The sequence below is a fragment of the Staphylococcus sp. HMSC036D05 genome, from assembly GCF_001836225.1.
In the GTDB taxonomy this organism is placed as follows: domain Bacteria; phylum Bacillota; class Bacilli; order Staphylococcales; family Staphylococcaceae; genus Staphylococcus; species Staphylococcus caprae.
In genome coordinates this window covers 363055-384218 of the sequence record NZ_KV827781.1, presented here as the reverse complement: position 1 = coordinate 384218, position 21164 = coordinate 363055, and the positions used below count along the sequence as shown (strand labels likewise).

Sequence of the window (21164 nt, the reverse complement as noted above, 5' to 3'; positions counted from 1 at the left end):
TTTCCTATTTTGTATAAAAAAACCGAGCTACACAGCTATCACATGTGTACTCGGTATAATGGATTTCATTTATTGGCAATAATCATCAAAAGCATCTTTTAAGTCCATGGCAATATCGTTGATGTCGCGACCTTCTATATGTTCACGTGGAATGAAGTGAACTAAGTTTTGCCCTTTAAATAAAGCATAAGATGGACTTGAAGGTACTTGTTGGATGTAATCACGCATAGTTTGTGTGGCTTCTTTATCTTGTCCAGCAAAAACCGTCACTTTATGTGTTGGTTTGGCTTCATTTTGTTCTGCGACTGCTACGGCAGCTGGTCTAGCTAATCCTGCAGCACAGCCACATGTTGAATTAATTACTACGAAAGTTGTTTCGTCTTCGTTTACATCTTTCATATATTGTTGGACGTCATCGCTTGTTTCTAAGCTTTTAAATCCATTTTCAGTGAGCTCTGCACGCATTTGCTGAGCTAATTCTCTCATATAAGATTCGTAACCGTTCATATAAACACTCCTTTTAACTGTAGACAAATCCTTTTAAATATTAGAATGGGCCATCAATACTTCGTATTGTTTTGCTCCCTTGCCGCGGGCATGGCTTGAGCCAGTAGTCTCAAGACGCATGCTATTCCTGCAGGCGTGTCGCCATCAATACTCCGTAAAAAAGAGCGACTACTCAATTAGCAAGGATTTTCTGACAGATTACTTCATTTATTATTACTTTTTTAACAAGCTCTACTAAATTAAATTATCTTTCGCGATTGGCGATTTGTTTCCAGACTGAGCCTAGTGCTTCATCACCATTTTCAATTCTAGAAATTGCCATTTCAATTTGTAATTTAACTTCGTATGCAGGGTCGTCTGCATGAGCTTTAAGAGAAGATAATTGATTTTCATTTCCTTCATCAAATATAAACATAGCGGCACGCCATCTGACAATTTTTTGAGGGTCATCAAGTGCTTTCTCCATTTCGGGTAAAGCTGCTTTGAAACCTAAGTCACTTAAGCAGTCACCTGCTGTTCGGCGTACGGCTGGACTTTTATCATGAAGTCCTCGATAAATATAAGGTAAAATATCTTCATCTTCTATCATACCTAATAGAACGATTGCCTCACGTCTTAAAGGGATTTTGTCTTCGTTTAAAGCAGTTTCTAATAAAGGTATGTCATCAAATGTTGGCGTTGGAAAGGATTTAAGCATTCTTAAACGAGCTTTCCAATCTTCAGCTTTATTATATTCATCTAATGTCACGTGTTGATAATGTTGTTCAGGTACGACGATGTCAGTTTCAAGTGCAACTTTTACGAGTTCATTTAATCGCTCTTCAGGATAAAGTGCAATCACTTCTTCATAGACATCATCCATCACTTCTGATAAATCCCCGTATCTAATACCGAAATCTTCCCACTTTCTTAAGAAAACGACATTATCATTGTCTTTTTGAGCTTCTAACATTTTATCGATATAAATTTCTGGCAACTGTTGACGTTTCTCTTCTTTACCAGTTGTGAGTTTGATTTGATAAGGAATCCCTTTAAACATCAATACTTCTGTACGAACTTCACCATAATGTTCGTCTGGTTGAATTTCCTGTTCAAAATTAGACTCGTTGTTGAGTGTAGATGTAATTTGCGGTAGTACACTTTCCCAATCTGCTTTAGGTTGTTTATCTACTGCTAAAAAATCCATCACGTAAAAAATGGATTTTACACCTTCTAATTGAAGTAAATCATTAATAAATTGTGGCTGATGATTTTGTACTTCAGTATAGGTGTTCGATTGATTATCTTCACGTTTTTCAGATAATACAATTTTCATTGTGTTGGGACTGGGCGTAGGCTCTACACGAACAATTTCCATCTGTATGGCCCCCTTTTTGATTAAAACAAACTATTATTCGTTGAAAGCGTCTTGAATTTGCGGTAGTAAATCATCCCAATTTGCGTCATCTTCTTTATCAACTGAGATGAAGTCCATCACATAAAAGATGGATTTAACGCCGTCAATTTCAAATAATCGATTGATGAAATCTGGTTGGCCTTCTTTCGCAGAAGTATATGTTGTTGATGAATTATCTTGGCGTGGTTCGCTTAAAGAAATTTTCATTGTATTGTGATTAGGTGTTTCTGAAATTGCTACGATTTCCATAAAGATGTCCTCCTATTGTAGCTCGTTCCCGATTTGTTTAATTTGTTTACCTACTGAACACTCATTAATGCAAAAATGATGTGCCTGTGTCTTACCTTCAGTCTTTCTATTATGAGACTTTAAGGGACATTGATAACAATAAGTGTTCATTAGTCGATCGATTTTGTTAATCGCTTTTTGTTCTGAATAAGTGAGTATAGCTTCCACTTCCTTTAGCTATAAACTTTTTAAATGATTCATCACATATTTTGCATGTTTGTATTATAGCATTGAAAGTGTGGTAATTTGAAATAATCAATTCGTATTTAATCGGTCGTTTTGAAACGAAATTTAGATAGGGTTCATATGAAAGTATAGGAGTTTGTATTTTGTAATTTTTTGTTACCCTATTGCATATTTTTTATATTTCGAGTAAACTAAGTAAGTTGTTTTTTTGCGGTTTCTAAACACCCGCTTTAACAAAATTTAGGAGGAAGTAAGATGTTTAATGAAATTTTTGGTGTAGCATCATTTATTGTTACATTTATCTTAATGGTTCTCATGTATCGATGTTTTGGGAAACACGGTTTAATTGCTTGGGTCGCAATGGGAACGATTATAGCCAACATTCAAGTTATTAAAACGATTCATATATTCGGAATTTCAGCGACACTTGGGAATGTCATGTTCGCTTCCATATATTTGGCAACTGATATTTTAAATGATAATTATGGTAGAAAAGTTGCTAAACGTGCTGTATGGTTAGGATTTTCATCAACATCAGTGATGATTATTGTTATGCAAATGTCATTACATTTTATTCCAGCACCTGAAGATACTGCGCAGGGTGCGCTTAAGACAATATTTGATTTAGTTCCAAGAATTGCTCTAGGTTCTATTGTTGCGTATATCATCGGTCAACATGTTGATGTATTTATCTTTTCACTGATTAAAAAGATATTTAGTTCAGATAAAACGTTTATCATCAGAGCTTACGGAAGTACAATGTTAAGTTCGATTATTGATACAGCATTATTCGTTATTATTGCATTCGCCGGTACATTACCTGGCATGGCAGTATTCGAAATATTTATAACTACTTACCTATTAAAACTTATTTCAACTATATTCAATGTACCGTTTGGATACATTGCTAAATCTTTCTATCGCAAAGGTAAGATTCAAAAACTTGATAAAGGCTATTAAATATAACTGTTGGCTTTGTTTTATAACTTAGTCGACAGTTTTTATTTTTAAAATTAAAAAGAGTAAACGGAACGTGGGAGAAAGATAATACTTACATATCATGATGATGTTATATTTCGTGTGGTTTTAATGATTATCTTTTGACTCTATCATTTGAAGATTTGCTACAATAAAAATAAATTTATGGAATGAAGGTGTAAACGAGATGGCAAAAATATATTTTGATGCTGCAACGAAAGGTAATCCAGGACGAAGTGCATGCGCAATCGTTGTGAAGGAAGAATCAGAACGACATGTTTTCACCCATGATTTAGGAGAAATGGATAATCACAGTGCAGAATGGGCAGCGATGTTGCATGCGCTGGAACATGCTAGAGAATTAAATGTTATTAATGCCTTACTTTATACAGATTCTAAATTAATTGAGGATAGCGTGAATAGTGGTCGCGTTAAAAATGCTAAATTTAAACCTTATTTTGATAATATGGAAATTTTAGAGCAAAGTTTTGAGTTAATGTTTGTTAAGTGGGTGCCTAGAGAACAAAATAAAGAAGCGAATCAATATGCACAACAAGCGTTATATAAATTAACTAAATAAGCATAAAAAACAGGCTATAGGAATGACTCCCTATAACCTGTTTATTTATTTCTCTCTGTTATTTAGTTTTATTTTTTTGAGCGTTTTTTATTTTTTGCCCCTTTTTTCGTAACTTGGTTTGTAGCTTTTTTCGTCGTTTTGCTTTTGGATGCAGTGCGTGAAGAATATTTGGATTTAGGTTGTGAAATTTGAACTTTTTTCTTTGTTTGTTGTTTAACTTCCTTATTTTCCTGTTGGTTGTCTTTTTTGCGTTTTGCAACAGGAATTCCCTTTTTATCATCTTCGTCTATTTGTGTTTCTTCATTTTTATCTTTTTTACGTTTAGCTACTATGAGTGGCGCTGCTTTTTTAGAATCGGAAATTTGATGATCTTTGTTATCTCTAAGTTTTTCTTCCTCTTCTTCATTTTTACGTCTTTTAGCAAATACTAACCAGAATCCAGAAAGTAAACCAGTGAGAGTTATAAATCCTACAGCTTTACCGAAATCATCGATTATTCTGTCGATGAAACTATCATCATGATGATTAACATGTTTAGGTCCATCTTCTTTATGTTTTTTCTTACCTGGTTCAACGCCGGCACCACTTAATACTTCTTTATAAGTTTCAGTTTGACCAATATGGCTTTGTACATCTTGGTCTTTCAATCTCACCTCAAACAGATTTCTATGAGATAGCGCATTTGTTTGATTAGATATAGAATCGAATGAATTATCAAATCCTACAGCTAAGATACGTCGAATACCATTTAATAAAGCTTCTTGAACTTCTGCAATTGTTTTAGCTTTGTGAATTGCATTCATTGTATCAAGTTGAATTTGTTTGATGCGACTAATAGCTAATTGTTTTTGGTATTGAGTAGCAGACATATTGTCTAAGATTTGTTGTGTTCTATTATTTACAACATTATCTAATTTACGGTCTGCTTTATGTTTTTCACCTAACAAATGAGCTTGAGCAATAATTTGATCACGTTGTGTATTGAAATCTTTGATGATTTGTTTTAATTCATCTAAATCTTTAGCATTTTTAATCTTATCATTCACTTTAGTTTGAAGTTCTTGTAATTGTTTTGCAAACTTCGCTTGTTCATCTGGTGTTAAATCTGTAATGTGTTTAATTTCTTTAACGCCTTCTTCAGTTGCTTTCTGAACATTAGCTTTATTGTCTTTTTTAGCTTTGTCTAAAATAAATTGTTTAGAATCAAAATGGTAAATGTCATCTTTATCTTTTTGTTGGATTTTCTCAACATCTGCAACGGTTGTAGACTGATTGATGTTGTTAAGTGCCTGTTCTTTAAGTTTTTGAACTTCCGCTTTTGCTTGTTCTTTTTGTTTTTCAGTTAATGATTGATCTTTATCAATTTCATCAAGTTTTTGTTGTGTAACTTGGTTGATTTGTTGAGATGCTTCATTTTTAGCAACTTGAAGTTCTTTTTCGATTACATTTACTGGAACATCGACAATCACTTGTGAACCATTGGCAAGTGTAATTTCAACTTTTGCAGTTAAATCGTTGGCAACTTTATCGGTATTTGGTAGTGAAATAATTTTCACTTTGAGATCGTCAGTTAAAGTTAATGCGTGTTCAATGTCATTCATCGTAATCGTTTCATCTCTATGAACAACAACATTTCCTGTGACGAGTGCATCTTGGAGGCTTAACTCTGGTCGATGAAGTGTTAATGGTGCTTGGTCAGTATCCCAAATTGTAATTTGAGCAATGTTATTGAGACCGTCATCTTTGGTTTGTTTAATATTATCGACAGAATTTGCTTGTTCAATTTGTTTAAGTGCCTCTTGCTCTGCTTTATCAATTTCGGCGAGTGCGTGTGCCTTTTGAACATCTGTTAAGTCAGGATTGTTTTTGATAGCGTCACGTTTGTGTTGTGCTAACTCTTTAATTGCTTGTTTCGCTTGTTCTTTTGCAGTGATGATTGCTTGTGTATCTTTAAGCAATTGATCGACTTTAGCTTTTTCGTCTGAAATCGTTTGTTTATCAGTTGCTTGGTCAATACGTTTTTTGATGTCGTTAACTGTATGTTCTAAATCAGCTTTAAGTTTGTCTTTTTCTTTAGCAGTTAAATTAGGATTTTGATCTATATTATTTAAAATATCTTTTACTTTTTGATCAATTTCATTATTCGCATCAATTTTAGCTTTAGGTAATTCATCAGCATGCGAATTGTTAATAGCTATTGTGCCGTCATTTTTAGCGGTTTGAACAGCTTTGTTAGAATTCGCATGATCAATATTTGTATGCGCTTCTTTAGCCGCATCTTCAGCTGCTTTTTTAGCTTGTGCTTTTGACTCGTCAGTCGCATTAGCTTTGTTAATTTCATCAAGTTGATGTTTGAGTGTATCGTCAATGGCTTTGTGCGCTTTAGTTTGAGCATCGTTAAGGCGTTGTTCACCGTTTAGAGCTTCCTTAGCATCTTGAATTGCCTGAGTCATTCCATTGATGATATCGATATCTAAGTTAGAACCATCTTTTTTGTTCAGTACATCATGAGCGACTTGTATAGCATGATCGAATTGTAATTTTAAGTCTTCGTCAGCATTTTGATAATTGATACTGTTCTTCGTAGGTTGATCTAGTTGATTTACAGTATCTTGTAAAGTCTTCATAGCTTCATTTAAGTTTGAAGCATCATTAACAATTTGAGTAATATCTTTAATGTTGTCAGAAGCATTAACATCATGAGTTAAAGCGTCAGTTTGAGCATCATTTAGCGCATCAAGTTGTTTAATGAATTTGTCCGCTTTTATTTTAGCTTCAGTAAGACGTTGTTCACCGTTTAATGTTTGTTTTGTGTCATCAATCGCTTGTGATAAGCCTTGTATATCTCTTTCGTTAAGATTTTCGCCTTTTGTTTTACTTAGTGCTTCTCTTGCATCTTTAACTGCTTTGTTAAATTGACGTTTCAAGTTATAGTCAGCATTTTGATAATTGATGCTTGCTTTAACCGGATTAACTGTAGATTTTAATTTATCTCTTAAATCTCTCATAGCATCATTTAAATCAGAAGCTGTAGCAACAATTTGTGTTAAATCTTGTAAATTATCTGTAGCTTTCATTTGAGACATAGAGCTTTCGCGTTGCGCATTATTTAGGTCTTTAAATGTTTTTAATACCTTTTCAGCTTTAACTTTAGCCTCAGCTAGACGTTGTTCCCCATTTAGTGCATCTTTAGTGTCTTCGATTGTTTGTGAAAGTCCACGAACTTCATCGATTGAAGCTGGTTCGCCTGTAGCTTTAGCAAGCGTATTTCTAGCTTGTTGAAGTGCTGTGTCAAATTGTTGTTTTAAATCATCGTCAGCATTGACATAATTAACACTCGCATGGACAGGTGTAGCATTATTTACTAATGTTTCATGTAAATCTTTCATTGCTTCATCTAAGTTAGTAGTGTTTGAAATTGTCTCAGCTAATGAAGTGAGATCTTCTGATGTTTTTATTTCATTTTCAGCAGCATTACGTTGCGCATCATTTAAATGAGTTAAAGTTTGTAGGTACTGTTGACCTTTCGCTTTAGCCTCAGCCAAACGTTGTTCCCCGTTAAGTGTATCTTTAGTATCTTCAATTGCTTGTTTAAGACCTTCAATTTCAGTTTCATCTAAGTTTTTACCTGTAGCTTTGACAATCGCCTTTCTAGCATTACTTAAAGCATGATCGAATTGATCTTTGAGATCCTCGTCAGCATTAATGTAATTTAAGCTAGATTGAACAGGAGCTGCATTCCGAGTGATTTCGTCTTTCAGTGCTTGCATAGCTTCATCTAAAACATTTGCTTTATCGACGATGCGAGCTAATTTCGTTAATGTATCTGAATTAGCGATTTCTTTGAGTGCATGTGCGAGTTGAGCTTGATTGATATGTGCGAGACTTTCGATGAATTTGTCCGCTTTAGCTTTAGCAGCTTTGAGTCGTTCTATACCATTAAGCGCATCTTTCGCCTCTGAAATAGCATCTTTAAGTGAATCTACTGTTTCAAAGTTTAGATTTTGACCTTTAGCTTTATTAAGTACGTCACGAGCGTTATTGATCGCTTGATTAAAGTTATCTTTAAGTTGGCTATCGGCATTAATGTAGTTAATGCTCGCTTTTGTTGGTGCGTAATTATCGATGATTGCTTGTGCTAAATCATGCATGATATCGTTTAAGTTTGTTCCATCATCAACGAAATGATTTATTTCTATAAGGTCGTGTGATTGGTTAACCTTATCGATTAAGGCAGCTTTTTGAGCATTATTTATTTTATCAAGTGAGTTTATATAATCTAATGCTTTAGGTCTAGCTTCATCGAGTCTTGCAATACCATTTAAGTTATTTTTAGCTTGACTTATTTGATGAATTGCTTGTTTAACTTCATCTTCCGTTGCGTTCTTTTGAACTATAGCTTGAGCTTGTTCTAGAGCATCGTCATAAGCTGAAATTTTACTATCGTCTGCTTGTCTGTAATTATCGCTGTTTTCAACTGATTGAGCATCATTGATAAATTGTTGTAATTGACCCATTGATTTGTTTAATACTTGAGCATTGGCTTTAGCTGCATCAATCTCAGCAAGTTTCGTTGCCTGTTCTACATTATCTTTGGCAGTTTGTTGTTGGCTCGGATTTAAATATTTAAGTTGATCGATAGTGTTACTTGCATCAGTTTTAGCTTCAGCTACACGTTTATTACCATTGAGATTTTGATTCGCTTGAGTAAGCTTGTCTAGAACTTGTTGAACTTGGTCATGCGTAGCATTTGATCCGTGTGCTTTATCAATCATTGCTTGTGCGTCAGCGAGTGCTTGATTTAGTGCTTCTTTTCTATCATCTGAAGCCTCAGTATAGTTTGGTGAAGTTTTATCAGCCTCAGTTTGTTTCGTTTTGTCTTTTAGGTCTTTCATTACTGAGTTAAGATCTTTAGCCTGTTGTAGAAGTTGTTTAACTTCTGTTCTTAATGTCGCGTTATTAATTGATTGAGTGATTGCTTGTTTTTGAGCGTCATTAAGATTTTTCATGTCAGCAATGTCATATTTCGCCATAGCTTTATCAGAGTCTAACTTTTTAACTCCATGTAAATTATCTTCAGCAGTGAGTACTCTATTCTTAATGATGTCAACTTGATTAGGGTCGAGTGTTGGGTTAGTAGTTTGGTAGACTAACTGTTCGGCAGCCGCAATCGTTTGATCATAAGGTTGTTGGTACTTAGGATCCTCGTTTAAATATTTACTACTATTTAAAACGTTGTTTTTATTTGCAACTACATTATCCAGTGATGCCATTGCTTGATCGAGTGCTTGCGCATTATCTAAGTTTTTCTTCACTTGTTCACGAGTTGTTGCGTTTGTATTTTGGTTAATGATTGCTTCGCGTTGAGCTTCATTTAAATGTGTTAAACCATTTATTGTGTCGGCAGCATTTTGTTTTGCTTGAGCAAGTTTTTGATCACCATGGAGATTGTTTTGTGCATTTTCAAGTTGGTGAGTCAAATTATTTATAACTGTCGGATCCATTTCTGGATTCGTTTGTTTATAAATGACTGCCTCAACATCTTTAATCGCTTGTTTGTATCCATCTTTCTCTGGTTGATCTTCATTAATGAATTGACTGCTATGGATGACTTTAGATGTTTGTTTATATACGTCATTTAGAGCTTTCATCGCATCATTTAAAGTTTTTGCTTTTTCTAATGCTTGAGCAACTTCAGTTCTTGTCTTAGCAGTGTAAATTTGATTTCCTACGTTACTGCTTTGGTATGAAGTTAAATCGACAAGCTTACTTAATTCTTTATCTGCTTGATCTTTTGCTTTATCAAGTTTACTTTGTCCTGCAAGTTGGTCTTTAGCGTTTTTGATATGATTGATCGCATTTTTAAGATCATCAACGGACATTGTTGGTTGAGATGTTTGGTGAAGAATATTCTCAATTTGAGTCACTGCATTATCGTAAGCCTGTTGTTCATTAGGATCTTCGTTGATATAGTTACTAGATTTTTTCACTTGGTCTTTATCTTGGATGCTATCTTCTAATGATTTCATCACATTATTCAGATTTTGAGCCTGACCAATGATTTGCTGAACTTCAGAGCGTGTATGTGCATTGTTAATTTGAGTATTGAAAGCTTCTTGTTGCGCTTGATTTAAATGACTCAATGTAGGTAGTGATTGTTGTGCAGCTTGTTTGTCTGCATTGAGCAATTTAACACCGTTTAATGCGTCTTTGGCTTTGTTAACAGCTTGAGTTAACTGTGTAATCGTATCTTTGTTTAATGTTGCAGTTTGTTCATTGATGACAGATTCTGCATCACGTACAGCACTATTATATGCTTGTTGTTTGTCGTAATTTTCATTGACATATTTACTATCTTGTCTCACAGATCCTTGATCTTGAATACTGTTTCTTAAACCGCCCATTGCATTATTGAGCTCTTGTGCCACTTGAGTTTGTTCAGTCACTTTGTCTCTTGTTTTTGCATTATTGATGAGTGCTTTTTCAGCATTTTTCTGTGGTGTATTTAAATTATTTAAGCTATCGATGAGGTTATTTGCATTTTCTTTCGCTTGTTGTAATTTATGTTCTCCATCTAATGCTGCAACTTTTTCTTTTATTTTATTAATCGCATTTTCAATGTCATCATGAGACATTGTTGGATTAGTCGTTTGATCAATGATAGCTTGTGCATCGTTAATAGCGTCATTATATGCTTGTTGAGGAGCGCTATCCTCGTTGATATAGTTGCTTGATTGTCTTACGCTATTTTGTTGTGCAACGATGTCTTTAAGTTTCTTCATTTCATCATCTAACGCTTTAGCTTTGTTGTAAATATTATCTACATCAGTGACGGTAGTTGCTTGATTTATTTCATGTGCCAAAGCATCTTTTTGTGCTTGGTTAAGATGATCTAAATGATTAACTGCATACGTTTGCGTATGTTTATCATTGTCGAGTTTACGTTCGCCATGAAGATCATCTTTGGTTGTTTGAACCTTAGCTATAGCACGATTAATATCTAATGGGTTCATCGTTGGGTTAGACGTTTGATCAATGATTTGTTTCGCTTGATCTACAGCGCTAGTGTAATTGTTTTGAACGCTTGGAGTTTCATTAATGTAATTACTTGTTTGTTTTACATTATCCACATCTTTAATGCTTTGACGTAAATTCTCCATTGATTGATTTAATGGTTTTGCTTTAATGATGACACGTTCAACGTCAGGTCTAGTCTGAGCTTGTTGAATTTCTTTATTTAATTGATCTTTTTGAGCTTGATTTAAACCTGTCATTTGATTGATATTTTCAGTTGCTTGTTGTTTATCTTTTTCAAGTTTTTGAGAACCATGTAAATCGTTTTTAGCGTTATTAATTTTATCTGTAATTTCATTAATATAGCTTGGTGACATCGTTGGGTTTGTTTGTTGGTCAACTATTTCTTTACCTTTTTCAACATTGTGATCGTAGTTGCCTTTTTCATTTGTATCTTCATTAATGTAATCACTAGATTGTTTAAGTGTTTCATTACCATCAAGCGCATCTTTTAATTTCTTCATTGCATCATTAAGCTGGTTAGCTAATTTAACTGCATCTTGAACTTCTGGTCGAATCGTCGCATTGTGAATTTGATTTTCTAAGTCTTCACGTTGTGCAGGATTGAGATGCGTTAATTGATTCAATGTTCTTTCTGCATTTGCTTTATCGTCTGCCAGTTTTTGTTCGCCACGTAAGTTTTGTTTAGCTTGAGTCACTTCATCCACAACTTTTTGAACAGTTTCATTTGATAAAGTTGGCGTAGGTCTATCATTGATAATATCTAAAGCCTTAGCTACTGCTTGATTGTAAGCATTTTGTTGAGCAGGGTCTTCATTTTTATAATTACTGCTTTGAAGCACTTGTTGATTATCTTTGATAGCATCTCTCAATGCTTTCATCGTGTTATTTAATTGTTCAGCTTTTTCAAAGCGTTTTGCAACTTCTTCTCTCGTTGGCGCATCGAAAATGTCATTAACTAATGCATCGTGTTGACCGTTTGTAAGGCTATTAAGATTTGTTAATTGATCTGTTTTTTCATTTTGTTCATTGAATAGTTTCTTATTACCATTCAAGTTATTTTGAGCTTGGTTAATATTATCTAATGCTTGATCAATTTCGTGTTTATCCATTGTAGGTGGTTGTTTATTGATTAGATCTTTAGCTTTTTGAATCGCTTGGTCGTACGCTTCTTTTTGAGCAGGATCTTCGTTGATATAATTACCACTTTGTTTGGTTGGATTTGCATTATTTATGGCTTGTTGTAATTGATTCATAGCATTATCTAATTGTTTAGCATTATTAATGATTTCTGCTACTTGTGCTTTAGTTGGTGCTTGATTGATTAATTCATGTTCTTTGTCTTTTTGAGCTTGTGTTAAGCCATGTAAGTTATCAACTTCTTGCTTACCGTTAGAAATTGCTTCTGTTAATTTAGCTTGACCGTTCAACTCATTTTCAGCGTTGGTAATAGCGTGAGTTGCTCTATTAATTGCGTCTTTATCAAGTTCTGGCGGTTGAGTTGTTGTCATGATTTGTGAACCGTGATTAAGTGCACTATCATACGTTGATTGCTTATTATTATCAGCGTTAATGTATTTACTTTCGCCTTTAACTTGATCTTTTTTAGCAATTTCTGATCTTAATGCTTTCATCGCTTCATTGAGTTCTTTAGCTTTTTCAAGTGCTTCTTGAACTGCAGGTTTAGTCTTAGCTTGATTAACCAAGTCTTTCTCTGCAAGAGTTTGACCAGAGTTTAGTGCATTTAATCCGTCGATTTGAGCGTTGGCTTGATCTTTTGCTTCTTGAAGTTTTTGTTCTCCGTGTAAAGCTTCTCTTGCATGTTGTAATTCTGTTAATGCTTGTTCAATTTTAGCTTTATCTAAAGTACCATCTGGTATTGCATTGATGATATCTTTCGCTTTTTGAAGTGCGTTATTGTATGCATTTTGTGGGCCTTCATCTTCATTAATGAAGTCACTTGATTGTTTAATATTATTTGCACGGTTAACTTCATTTTCTAATTGACGCATTGCTTCGTTTAGCGCTTTAGCATTATTTAAATCGTTGGCTACTTCAGTTCTTGATGGTGCAGTGTTGATTTCATTATGTTCGCCTTGTCTTTGTGCATTATTTAGATTTGAAAGATGATCAATTTCATTATTCGCATCTTGTTGAGCATGTTGTAATTTTTGTTCTCCGTGAAGATCGCCTTTAGCAAGTTCGATATTTTGAATTGCGTTATCGATTTGATTTTTATTTAAAGGTATGCCTGTTGTTCCATTAATAATATTTTGACCATTTTGAATCGCATTATCATAAACGTTTTGAACATTAGGATCTTCATTAGAGTAATTGCTTTGTTGATGAACTTGAGGTTGCTCTTCTACTAAATCTTTTAGTTTCTTCATTGCATTATTGAGTTCATTTGCTTGTGCAATGATTTCAGCAACTTTTTGTTTGTTAGGCGCGCTGTTAATTAATTCATTTAAAGCTTGTTTTTGTTTATCGTTTAAGTTTGGTAATTGATTAACAGTAGCATTAGACTCAGTTTGATTTTGAGCTAATTTCTCAGCGCCATGAAGTGCGTCTTTGGCTTCTTTAACTTTTTGAGTTGTAGCATTGATCGCATTTTTATCCATTGTTGGATCGTTTTGTTGATTTAGTAGCTGCTCTGCTTTGCTTAGTGCATTATCGTAAGCCAACTTTTTCTCAGGATCTTCATTAATATAATTGCTAGAATTTAGCGTTTCATTCTTATCAGCAATACTTTGTTTAAGTTGATCCATAGCCTGATTTAAGGCTTTCGCATCTTCCAATTGTTGAGTGACAGCAGGTCTAGTTGTAGTAGCTTGTATATCTTGTACTTCTTTAGATTTTTGTGCTGGGTTCAGATTATCTAAACCATAAACTTTGTTGATAGCATCTACTTGATCTTGTCTAAGTTTCTGAGCTCCGTTGAGACCTTGTTCAGCACTATTTATTTCTTGAATGATTTTACTGATAGCAACTGAATCTATAGTTGGATTGTTCGCTGCATCAATAACTGTTTGACCTTTATTAATTGCATTATCATAAGATTCTTTTTCAGCAGAATCTTCATTGATATAATTGCTATTTTGTCTAACTGAAGGAGCTTTCGCCACAATAGCTTTTAACTCTTCCATTTTGCCGTTTAGATACTTAGCTTCATTTAATTTACGTTTTACATCAGGTCTATTAGTCAACTGGTTGATAGCATCATTAAGCGTTTGTTTTTGAGCATTTGTTAAACCAGTTAAGTTGTCAATTTCTTGTTTCGCATTATTTTTATCGTCTTGAAGTTTTTGATCACCGTGTAAACCTTGTTTCGCGCTATTTAAAGTTTGAGTAGCCTGATTGATTGCTTGAGGATCCATCGTAGCATTAGATTCTGTAATAATACGGTTGATGTTATTTACTGCATCATCATATGCTTGCTGTTGTGTATGATCCTCATTTGTATAATTACTACCTTGACGAACTTGTTCTTGGTTAGCAATGCTATCTCTCATCGCTTTCATAGCGTTATTAAGATCTTTGGCTTTTTGTAATTCTTGAGCTAATCCATCTAACGTAGTTGCTTGATTGATATTCGTTTTAACTGTTTCACGTTGAGGTGCATTTAGACTATTTAAATGACCTAGTTCTTTTAGAGCTTCTTTTTGTGCTTGGTCAAATTTCTCTTGTCCATTTAATGCATTTTGAGCTTCTTCAATTTTATTAATGATGTTTTGAAGCGTATTATGATCTAATATTCCAGGATTGTTATGAAGTAAATCTTCTGCTTCTTTGATAGCGTTATCGAAAGCTTCTTTTTTAGATGGATCAGCATTAATATAATCGCTTGATTGATGAACTTTATCTTTGTATGAGATTTGTCCTTTAACGGTACCCATATCATCATTTAATTGTTTAGCTAAAGCGATTTGTTTATCTACTTCTCCTCTAGTTTGAGCATTATCGATTAATGGTTTGAAATGTGCCTTTTGCTCATCAGTCAGATTATTAAAATGAGAAAGTTGATCATTCGCATCTTGTTTAGATTGAGTTAATTTTTGCTCACCATGTAAATCGTTTACAGCATTTTGAATTTTTTGTAGTACTTCTTCTACCTTTTGTTTGTCTAAAGTAGGATTAGAAGTTTGATTTATTAAATCTTTAGCTGCTTGAACTGCATCATTATAAGCTTTTTGTTTGTCAGTATCTTCATTGACAAATGGACTTCCTGAAGTAATTGAAGGATCTTTAGTTACTTGGTTTTCAAGTTGTTTCATTGCTTCATCAAGTGCTTGTGCTTCTTTTAATTTTTCTGCTACTTGCTCTCTTGTTGTAGCACCATTGATAGCTTGTTTTAATGCATCTTTTTGAGGTTGGTTAAGATGATTTAAGTTATCAATTGATTGGTTTGAAGTATCTTTTTGATGTTGAAGCAAATCATCACCGTGAAGATTATCTTTTGCTTGTTTAATTTGATTAAGTGCATTTGTGATATCTTGTGGATTCAAATTAGGATTAGTTGAATTTTTAATGATCTCTTCTGCACGTTTAATCGCATCATCATAAGCTTTTTTCTTATCGGGATCTTCATTGAAATAATTACTACTTGAATGAACGTCGTCTTTGTGACCAACTTGTTGTTTAAGTTGATCCATTAAATTATTAAGTTGTTTCGCTTGTTCAATTTTTTGTTTGATGTCATCGCGACTAGTAGAATTGTTAATTTGTTCTTTTAACTTTTCACGTTGCGCATCAGTTAAGTTCGTTAAACCGTCTAATTCGTTTGATGCAGTTGTTTTATCATGAGTTAATTTTTCAACACCGTGAAGTGCTTGTTCGGCTTGTTGAACAGCTTGTGTTGCTTGTTCAATGTTAGCTTTATTTAATTCAGGGTCATGAGTTGCGTTAATAATACTTTCGGCACGTTGAACTGCATTGTCATAGTTAGCTTTTATAGTTGGGTCTTCATTTAGGTATTTACTTTCAGATTTTACTTGATCTTTATTAGCGATACTTTGTTTTAAAGCGCCCATCGCACTATCTAAATTTAGTGAAGTTTGTAAGTTTTGTTGAACTTGTTCGAGTGTTGGTGAAACGTTAACTGCATTTTTCTCAGCTTCTTTTTGAGCATTATTCAAGTTTTGTAAGTTCGTAATCTCTTGGTTAGCGTGATTTTTCGCTTCTTCTAATCTGTGATCACCATCTAAAGCATCTTTTGTAGCTTTCACTGATTGAGTTGCGTTAGATACATCGCCTTTATTTATAGTTGGTTGGCTTGTTCCGCTTATAATATTTTGAGCGTTTTGAACCGCATTATCATAGGCTTGTTTTTTAGCTTGATCAGCATTGATGTAATTACCATTACCTGTTACTTTAGAATGATCTTTTATGCTTTCTTTTAATGCTTCCATTAAACCGTCTAAAGCTTGTGCTTAGGCTAAATCATGTTTTACTTGAGTACGAGTTGACTCGCCATCAATCATCGTATCTTCCAAGCCTTTTTGAGCGTCATTCAAGTTTTGTAATTGAGCAATTGTTTGCTTAGCTTGGTCTTTCTCTTGTTGAAGTTTGGTATCACCATGAAGATTTGTTTTAGCTTGTGTCACAGCATTAGTTAAATTATTAACTGTCTCTGGATTTAATGTAGCTTGTGTTTCATCAATAACTTGTTGAGCGTTATTAACAGCATTATCATAAGCTTGTTTCTCTTGTTGGTCTTCATTTATATACTTACTATTATTTTTTATTTCAGATTTATCTTTAATGCTTTCTCTCAAACCGTGCATTGCAGTGTCTAAAGTTTTAGCATCTTGAAGTATGTTATTTACATCAGTGCGTGTAGTTGCAGCTTTTACTTTAGCTATTTCTGCATTTTTTTGAGGTTCATTTAGGCTCGTTAAATCACGAATTTCATTTTCTGCATTTTGTTGATCACGACTTAATTTACTAGCCCCATGTAAAGCATCTCTAGAGTTGTTAACAGTTTGAGTTAAACTTTCGATTGTATTTTTATCCAACACAGGTTTGTTGTTATTATCGATAGTAGTTTGAGCACCAGTAACAGCGTTATCGTAATTATGTTGTTCAGTTTGATCTTCATTTACATAATTACTACCTCGTTTAACTTCTTCAACATTTTGAATACTATCTCTTAAAGCTTTCATAGCACTATTCAAAGCAGTAGCTTTAGCTAATTCTTCTTGAACTTTAGTACGTGTGTCTGCAGCATTGATTAATTTATTTAACTCACGTTTTTGGCCATCGTTGAGACTTGTTAAACCATTGACGTTTTGATTCGCTACTTGTTTGGCGTCAGCCAATTGTTGTACACCGTCAAGTGCATTTTGAGCTTGTTGAACTCTAGTTAATGCTTGTTCAATTGATGGTTTATTAAGTTCTGCTTGAGGTGTAGCGTTGATAATATTTTCAGCATTTTGTAAAGCTTGGTCATATGCAGAAATTTTTGTTGGATCGGCATTAACATAAGCACTACTTCGTTTAATGTCATCTTTATTTTGAATGCCATCTCTTAAAGCTTTCATAGCATCATTTAATTCTTTAGCTGCTGCTAATTTTTGAGCCACATCTGTACGAGTTTTCGCTTGATTAATTAATTGTTTCTCAGCAGTGATTTGGGCTGGGTTAAGGCTAGATAAACCATCTATTTGTCTATTAGCACTTTCTTGATCAGTGCGTAATTTGTTAGCACCATCTAATGCTTGTTTAGTTGAATTAATGCGATTAGTCGCTTGTTCAATTTCAGTTTTATCCATTACTGGGTCTTGAGATTTATTGATGATTTCTTGACCTGATTGAATAGCGGTATCGTAATTTTGTTTAGGTTGTTGATCTTCATTGAAATAATTACTTTGTTGATGCACGTCATTTTGTTGTCCAACTGCATCTCTTAATGCTTGCATTGCACTATTTAATTCTTTAGCAGTCGTTAATTGTTGGTTAACGTTTGGAATTGTAGTTTGTGCTTGAACATTTTCAATCGCTTTATGACGTTGTGCATCGTTTAAAGCTGTTAATTTGTTGATTTCAGTAACAGCGTTATTCTTAGCATTTTCAAGGAGATGTGAACCTTGTAATGCATTTTGAGCTTGAGTTAAACCTTGTAATTTTTGTTCAACTACTGATTTATCCAATGTAGGATTACTATTTTGATTAATGATTGATTCGACATCTTGTAATGCTTGGTTATAAGCATTTTGATGTTCAGATGAATCGTTAATGTAATCACTACTTTGTTTGACAGATGTTTTTTCAGCAACTTTGTTTCGAAGTTCTTTCATAGCTTCATTTAATGCTTTAGCTTTATCGAGCTGTTTAGCTACATCTGTTCTAGTATTAGAACCATTTACTAATGCTTCTTCGCCAGATTTTTGTGGATCATTTAAATATCCTAATTGAGCAATTGCTTGATTAGCTTTGTTTTTATCTCGTTGTAACTTATTAGCTCCATCTAAATTATTTTTAGCAGCATTAATTTGGTTAATGGCTTGTTCAATTTTTGAATTGTCCATTGTAGGATTTTGTTGACCACTGATAATTGCCTCGCCGTTTGCGATAGCGCTATTGTAGGCATTTTGTTGTTGAGCATCTTCATTAATATAGTCACTTGTTTTGTGAACTTGATCTTTGGCGTTTACTAATTCTCGTAATTTTTGCATCGTTTGGTCTAACGCTTGAGCACTATTTAAAATAGATGCGACTTGCTCTCGAGTTGTTGCGTTGCCAATAGAGCTATTTTCACTTGTTTTTTGTTCGTTTGTTAAACCAGTAAGATTGTTAACTCTGGCCTGAGCATCTTGTTTAGCTTTGGAAAGTTTAGTTTCACCATTCAAATTATTGATAGCTGTATTAATAGAATTAATCGCACTCTGAATCGCATTTTTATCTATTTCTGGATTTTGCGTTTTATTTTTAAGTGATTCAGCGTTCGTAATCGCATTAGTATAAGCATTTTGTTGAGCTTGGTCTTCATTAATGTATTTACTGCTACCTTTAATTGTATTTTGACCATTGATTAAACTATTTAATTGCTCCATCACTTTATTAAGTTCTTTAGCTTCACTTAAATGCGTTGCAACTGTTGGTCTCGTTTGTGCTTCATTGACTAGTGCTTTTTCTTTATTTTTTTGAGCTTGTGTAAGTTGATTTAAACCATCAATCTCACGATTAGCGTCTTCTTTCGCTTTACGAAGTTGTGCTTCTCCGTCTAAAGCATTTTTAGTTGTTAATACTGCATTAGCTTTTTGATTAATTGCACTCGCATCTAAAGTTGGTGTTTGTTCATTAATAATCGCATTTGCGGCGTTCACAGCATTAGTATAAGCGTTTTGTTTCTCAGGTTCTGCATTAATGTAATTACTTTGAGTTTTTACATTTTCGTTGTCAGCAATATTTTGTCTTAATGTCTGCATAGCATCATTAATGGCAGTCGCTTTTGCCTGTTCTGCAGTTACTTGAGTTCGTGTACTAGAAGCTTTAATTTCATTTTTTAAAGCGTCTTTTTGTGGTGTGTTGAGATTTGTTAGATTATTAACTGCATTTGTTGCGTTTGTTTTAGCAGTTTGTAATTTTTGTTCACCATGAAGTGCAGACTTTTTAGTATTAATATTACTAATTGCTTCATCAATATTATTCTTATCAAGTACTGGATCAGTCGTTTTATCAATGATTGTTTGTCCCATTGATATTGAGTTATTATACGCAGATTGCTCTGGTTGATCTTCATTAATATAATTACTTGTTCTTTGAATTTCTGATTGTTTGTTCACTAATGCTTTTAATGTGCCCATTGAACCATCTAAAGCTTTAGCTTTATCAAGTTGAGACTGTACTTCTGTTATTGTTTGTTTATTATTAATTAATGCTTTTTCAGCTGTTTTCTGCGCATTAGTTAAGTTTGATAAATTATCTATTTCGCGATTTGCATTTTGTTTATTTTCTTCTAATCTGTGATTACCATCTAAAGCATTTTTTGTAGACTTCACTGATTGAGTAGCGTTAGAGACATCGTTTTTATTTATAGTTGGTTGGTTTGATCCATTTATAATTTTTTGAGCTTCTTTAACCGCATTATCATAGGCTTGTTTTTTAGCTGGATCAGCATTGATGTAGTTACCATCAGCAGTAATTGTTGAATTATCTTTTATGCTTTCTTTTAATGTTCCCATTAAACCATTCAAAGCTTGAGCTTTGGCTAAATCATGTTGTACTTGAGTACGAGTTGACTCGCCATCAATCATAGTATCTTCCAAGCCTTTTTGTGCATCATTCAAGTTTTGTAACTGAGCAATTGTTCGTTTAGCTTGGTCTTTCTCTTGTTGAAGTTTAGTATCACCATGAAGATCAGATTTAGCTTGAGTTACTGCACGAGTTAAATTATTAATTGTATCTGGGCTTAAAGTAGCTTGTGATTCATCAATAACTTTTTGAGCGTTGTTTACAGCATTATCATAAGCTTGTTTCTCTTGTTGGTCTTCATTTATATACTTACTATTATTTTTTATTTCAGATTTATCTTTAATGCTTTCTCTCAAACCGTGCATTGCAGTGTCTAAAGTTTTAGCGCCTTGAAGTATGTTACTTACTTCATTACGTGTTGATGCTGCTTTAACTTTGGCTATTTCAGCGTCTTTTTGAGGTTTATTAAGATTAGATAAACCACGAATTTCAGTTTCTGCTGCTTGTTGATCATGGCTTAATTTATTAGCACCATGTAAGGCATCTTTAGTGTTGTGAACAGTTTGAGTTAAATTTTCTATTGTATTTTTATCTAAAACTGGATTGCTATTATTGTTTATAGCGCCTTGAGCATTAGTAACAGCGTTATCGTAATTATGTTGTTCAGTTTGATCTTCATTTACATAATTACTACCTTGTTTAACTTCATTGACGTTTTTAATACTATCTCTTAGAGCTTTCATAGCACTATTTAAATCAGTAGCTTTGGTTAATTCTTCTTGAACTTTAGTGCGTGTGTCTGCAACATTGATTAATTTATTTAACTCACGTTTTTGGCCATCGTTGAGGCTCGTTAAACCATTCACATCTTGAGTCGCCGATTGTTTGGCATTAGCCAATTGTTGCACACCGTCAAGTGCATTTTGAGCTTGAGTTAAACTTTGTAATTTTTGTTCAACTGCTGATTTATCTAATGTAGGATTACTATTTTGATTAATGATT

General features: G+C 33.7%; 6 protein-coding genes and 1 pseudogene. 2 read left to right on the top strand and 5 right to left on the bottom strand.

The genetic code is table 11. From position 1 onward, the window contains the following. Nucleotides 1-69: 69 nt before the first annotated feature. The 4 genes from brxA to HMPREF2580_RS12050 all read right to left on the bottom strand — a co-directional run bounded on the left by brxA (nt 70) and on the right by HMPREF2580_RS12050 (nt 2359). A complete protein-coding gene (gene brxA, locus HMPREF2580_RS06445; RefSeq protein ID WP_070831322.1) occupies nt 70-507 on the bottom strand; it encodes a bacilliredoxin BrxA in 438 nt (145 codons plus the stop codon). Nucleotides 508-751: 244 nt separating this feature from the next. Beyond that, entirely contained in the window at nt 752-1864 is a 1113-nt protein-coding gene (locus HMPREF2580_RS06440) for a conserved virulence factor C family protein (protein ID WP_070831319.1), read from the bottom strand. Between the two features lie 33 nt (nt 1865-1897). After that, the gene (locus HMPREF2580_RS06435; protein WP_002442899.1) at nt 1898-2152 is read right to left on the bottom strand and encodes a NifU N-terminal domain-containing protein; all 255 of its coding nucleotides are present in this window, start codon (nt 2150-2152) and stop codon (nt 1898-1900) included. Between the two features lie 12 nt (nt 2153-2164). Continuing rightward, nucleotides 2165-2359 carry a zinc-finger domain-containing protein gene (locus HMPREF2580_RS12050; protein WP_002442900.1) on the bottom strand — a complete coding sequence of 65 codons (195 nt, stop codon included), beginning with the start codon at nt 2357-2359 and terminating at the stop codon, nt 2165-2167. 273 nt (nt 2360-2632) lie between these two features. Between HMPREF2580_RS12050 and HMPREF2580_RS06430 the strand changes: the two genes are divergently transcribed. Then, a complete protein-coding gene (locus HMPREF2580_RS06430; RefSeq protein ID WP_070831316.1) occupies nt 2633-3337 on the top strand; it encodes a queuosine precursor transporter in 705 nt (234 codons plus the stop codon). A gap of 205 nt (nt 3338-3542) precedes the next feature. Beyond that, nucleotides 3543-3935: a ribonuclease HI family protein gene (locus HMPREF2580_RS06425; protein WP_002442902.1), complete on the top strand. Its 393-nt coding sequence runs from the start codon at nt 3543-3545 to the stop codon at nt 3933-3935. Nucleotides 3936-4003: 68 nt separating this feature from the next. On the opposite strand, the pseudogene HMPREF2580_RS12460 reads toward HMPREF2580_RS06425, so the two are convergent. Further along, nucleotides 4004-21164 (bottom strand): annotated as a pseudogene (locus HMPREF2580_RS12460) (DUF1542 domain-containing protein); the annotation flags it as partial.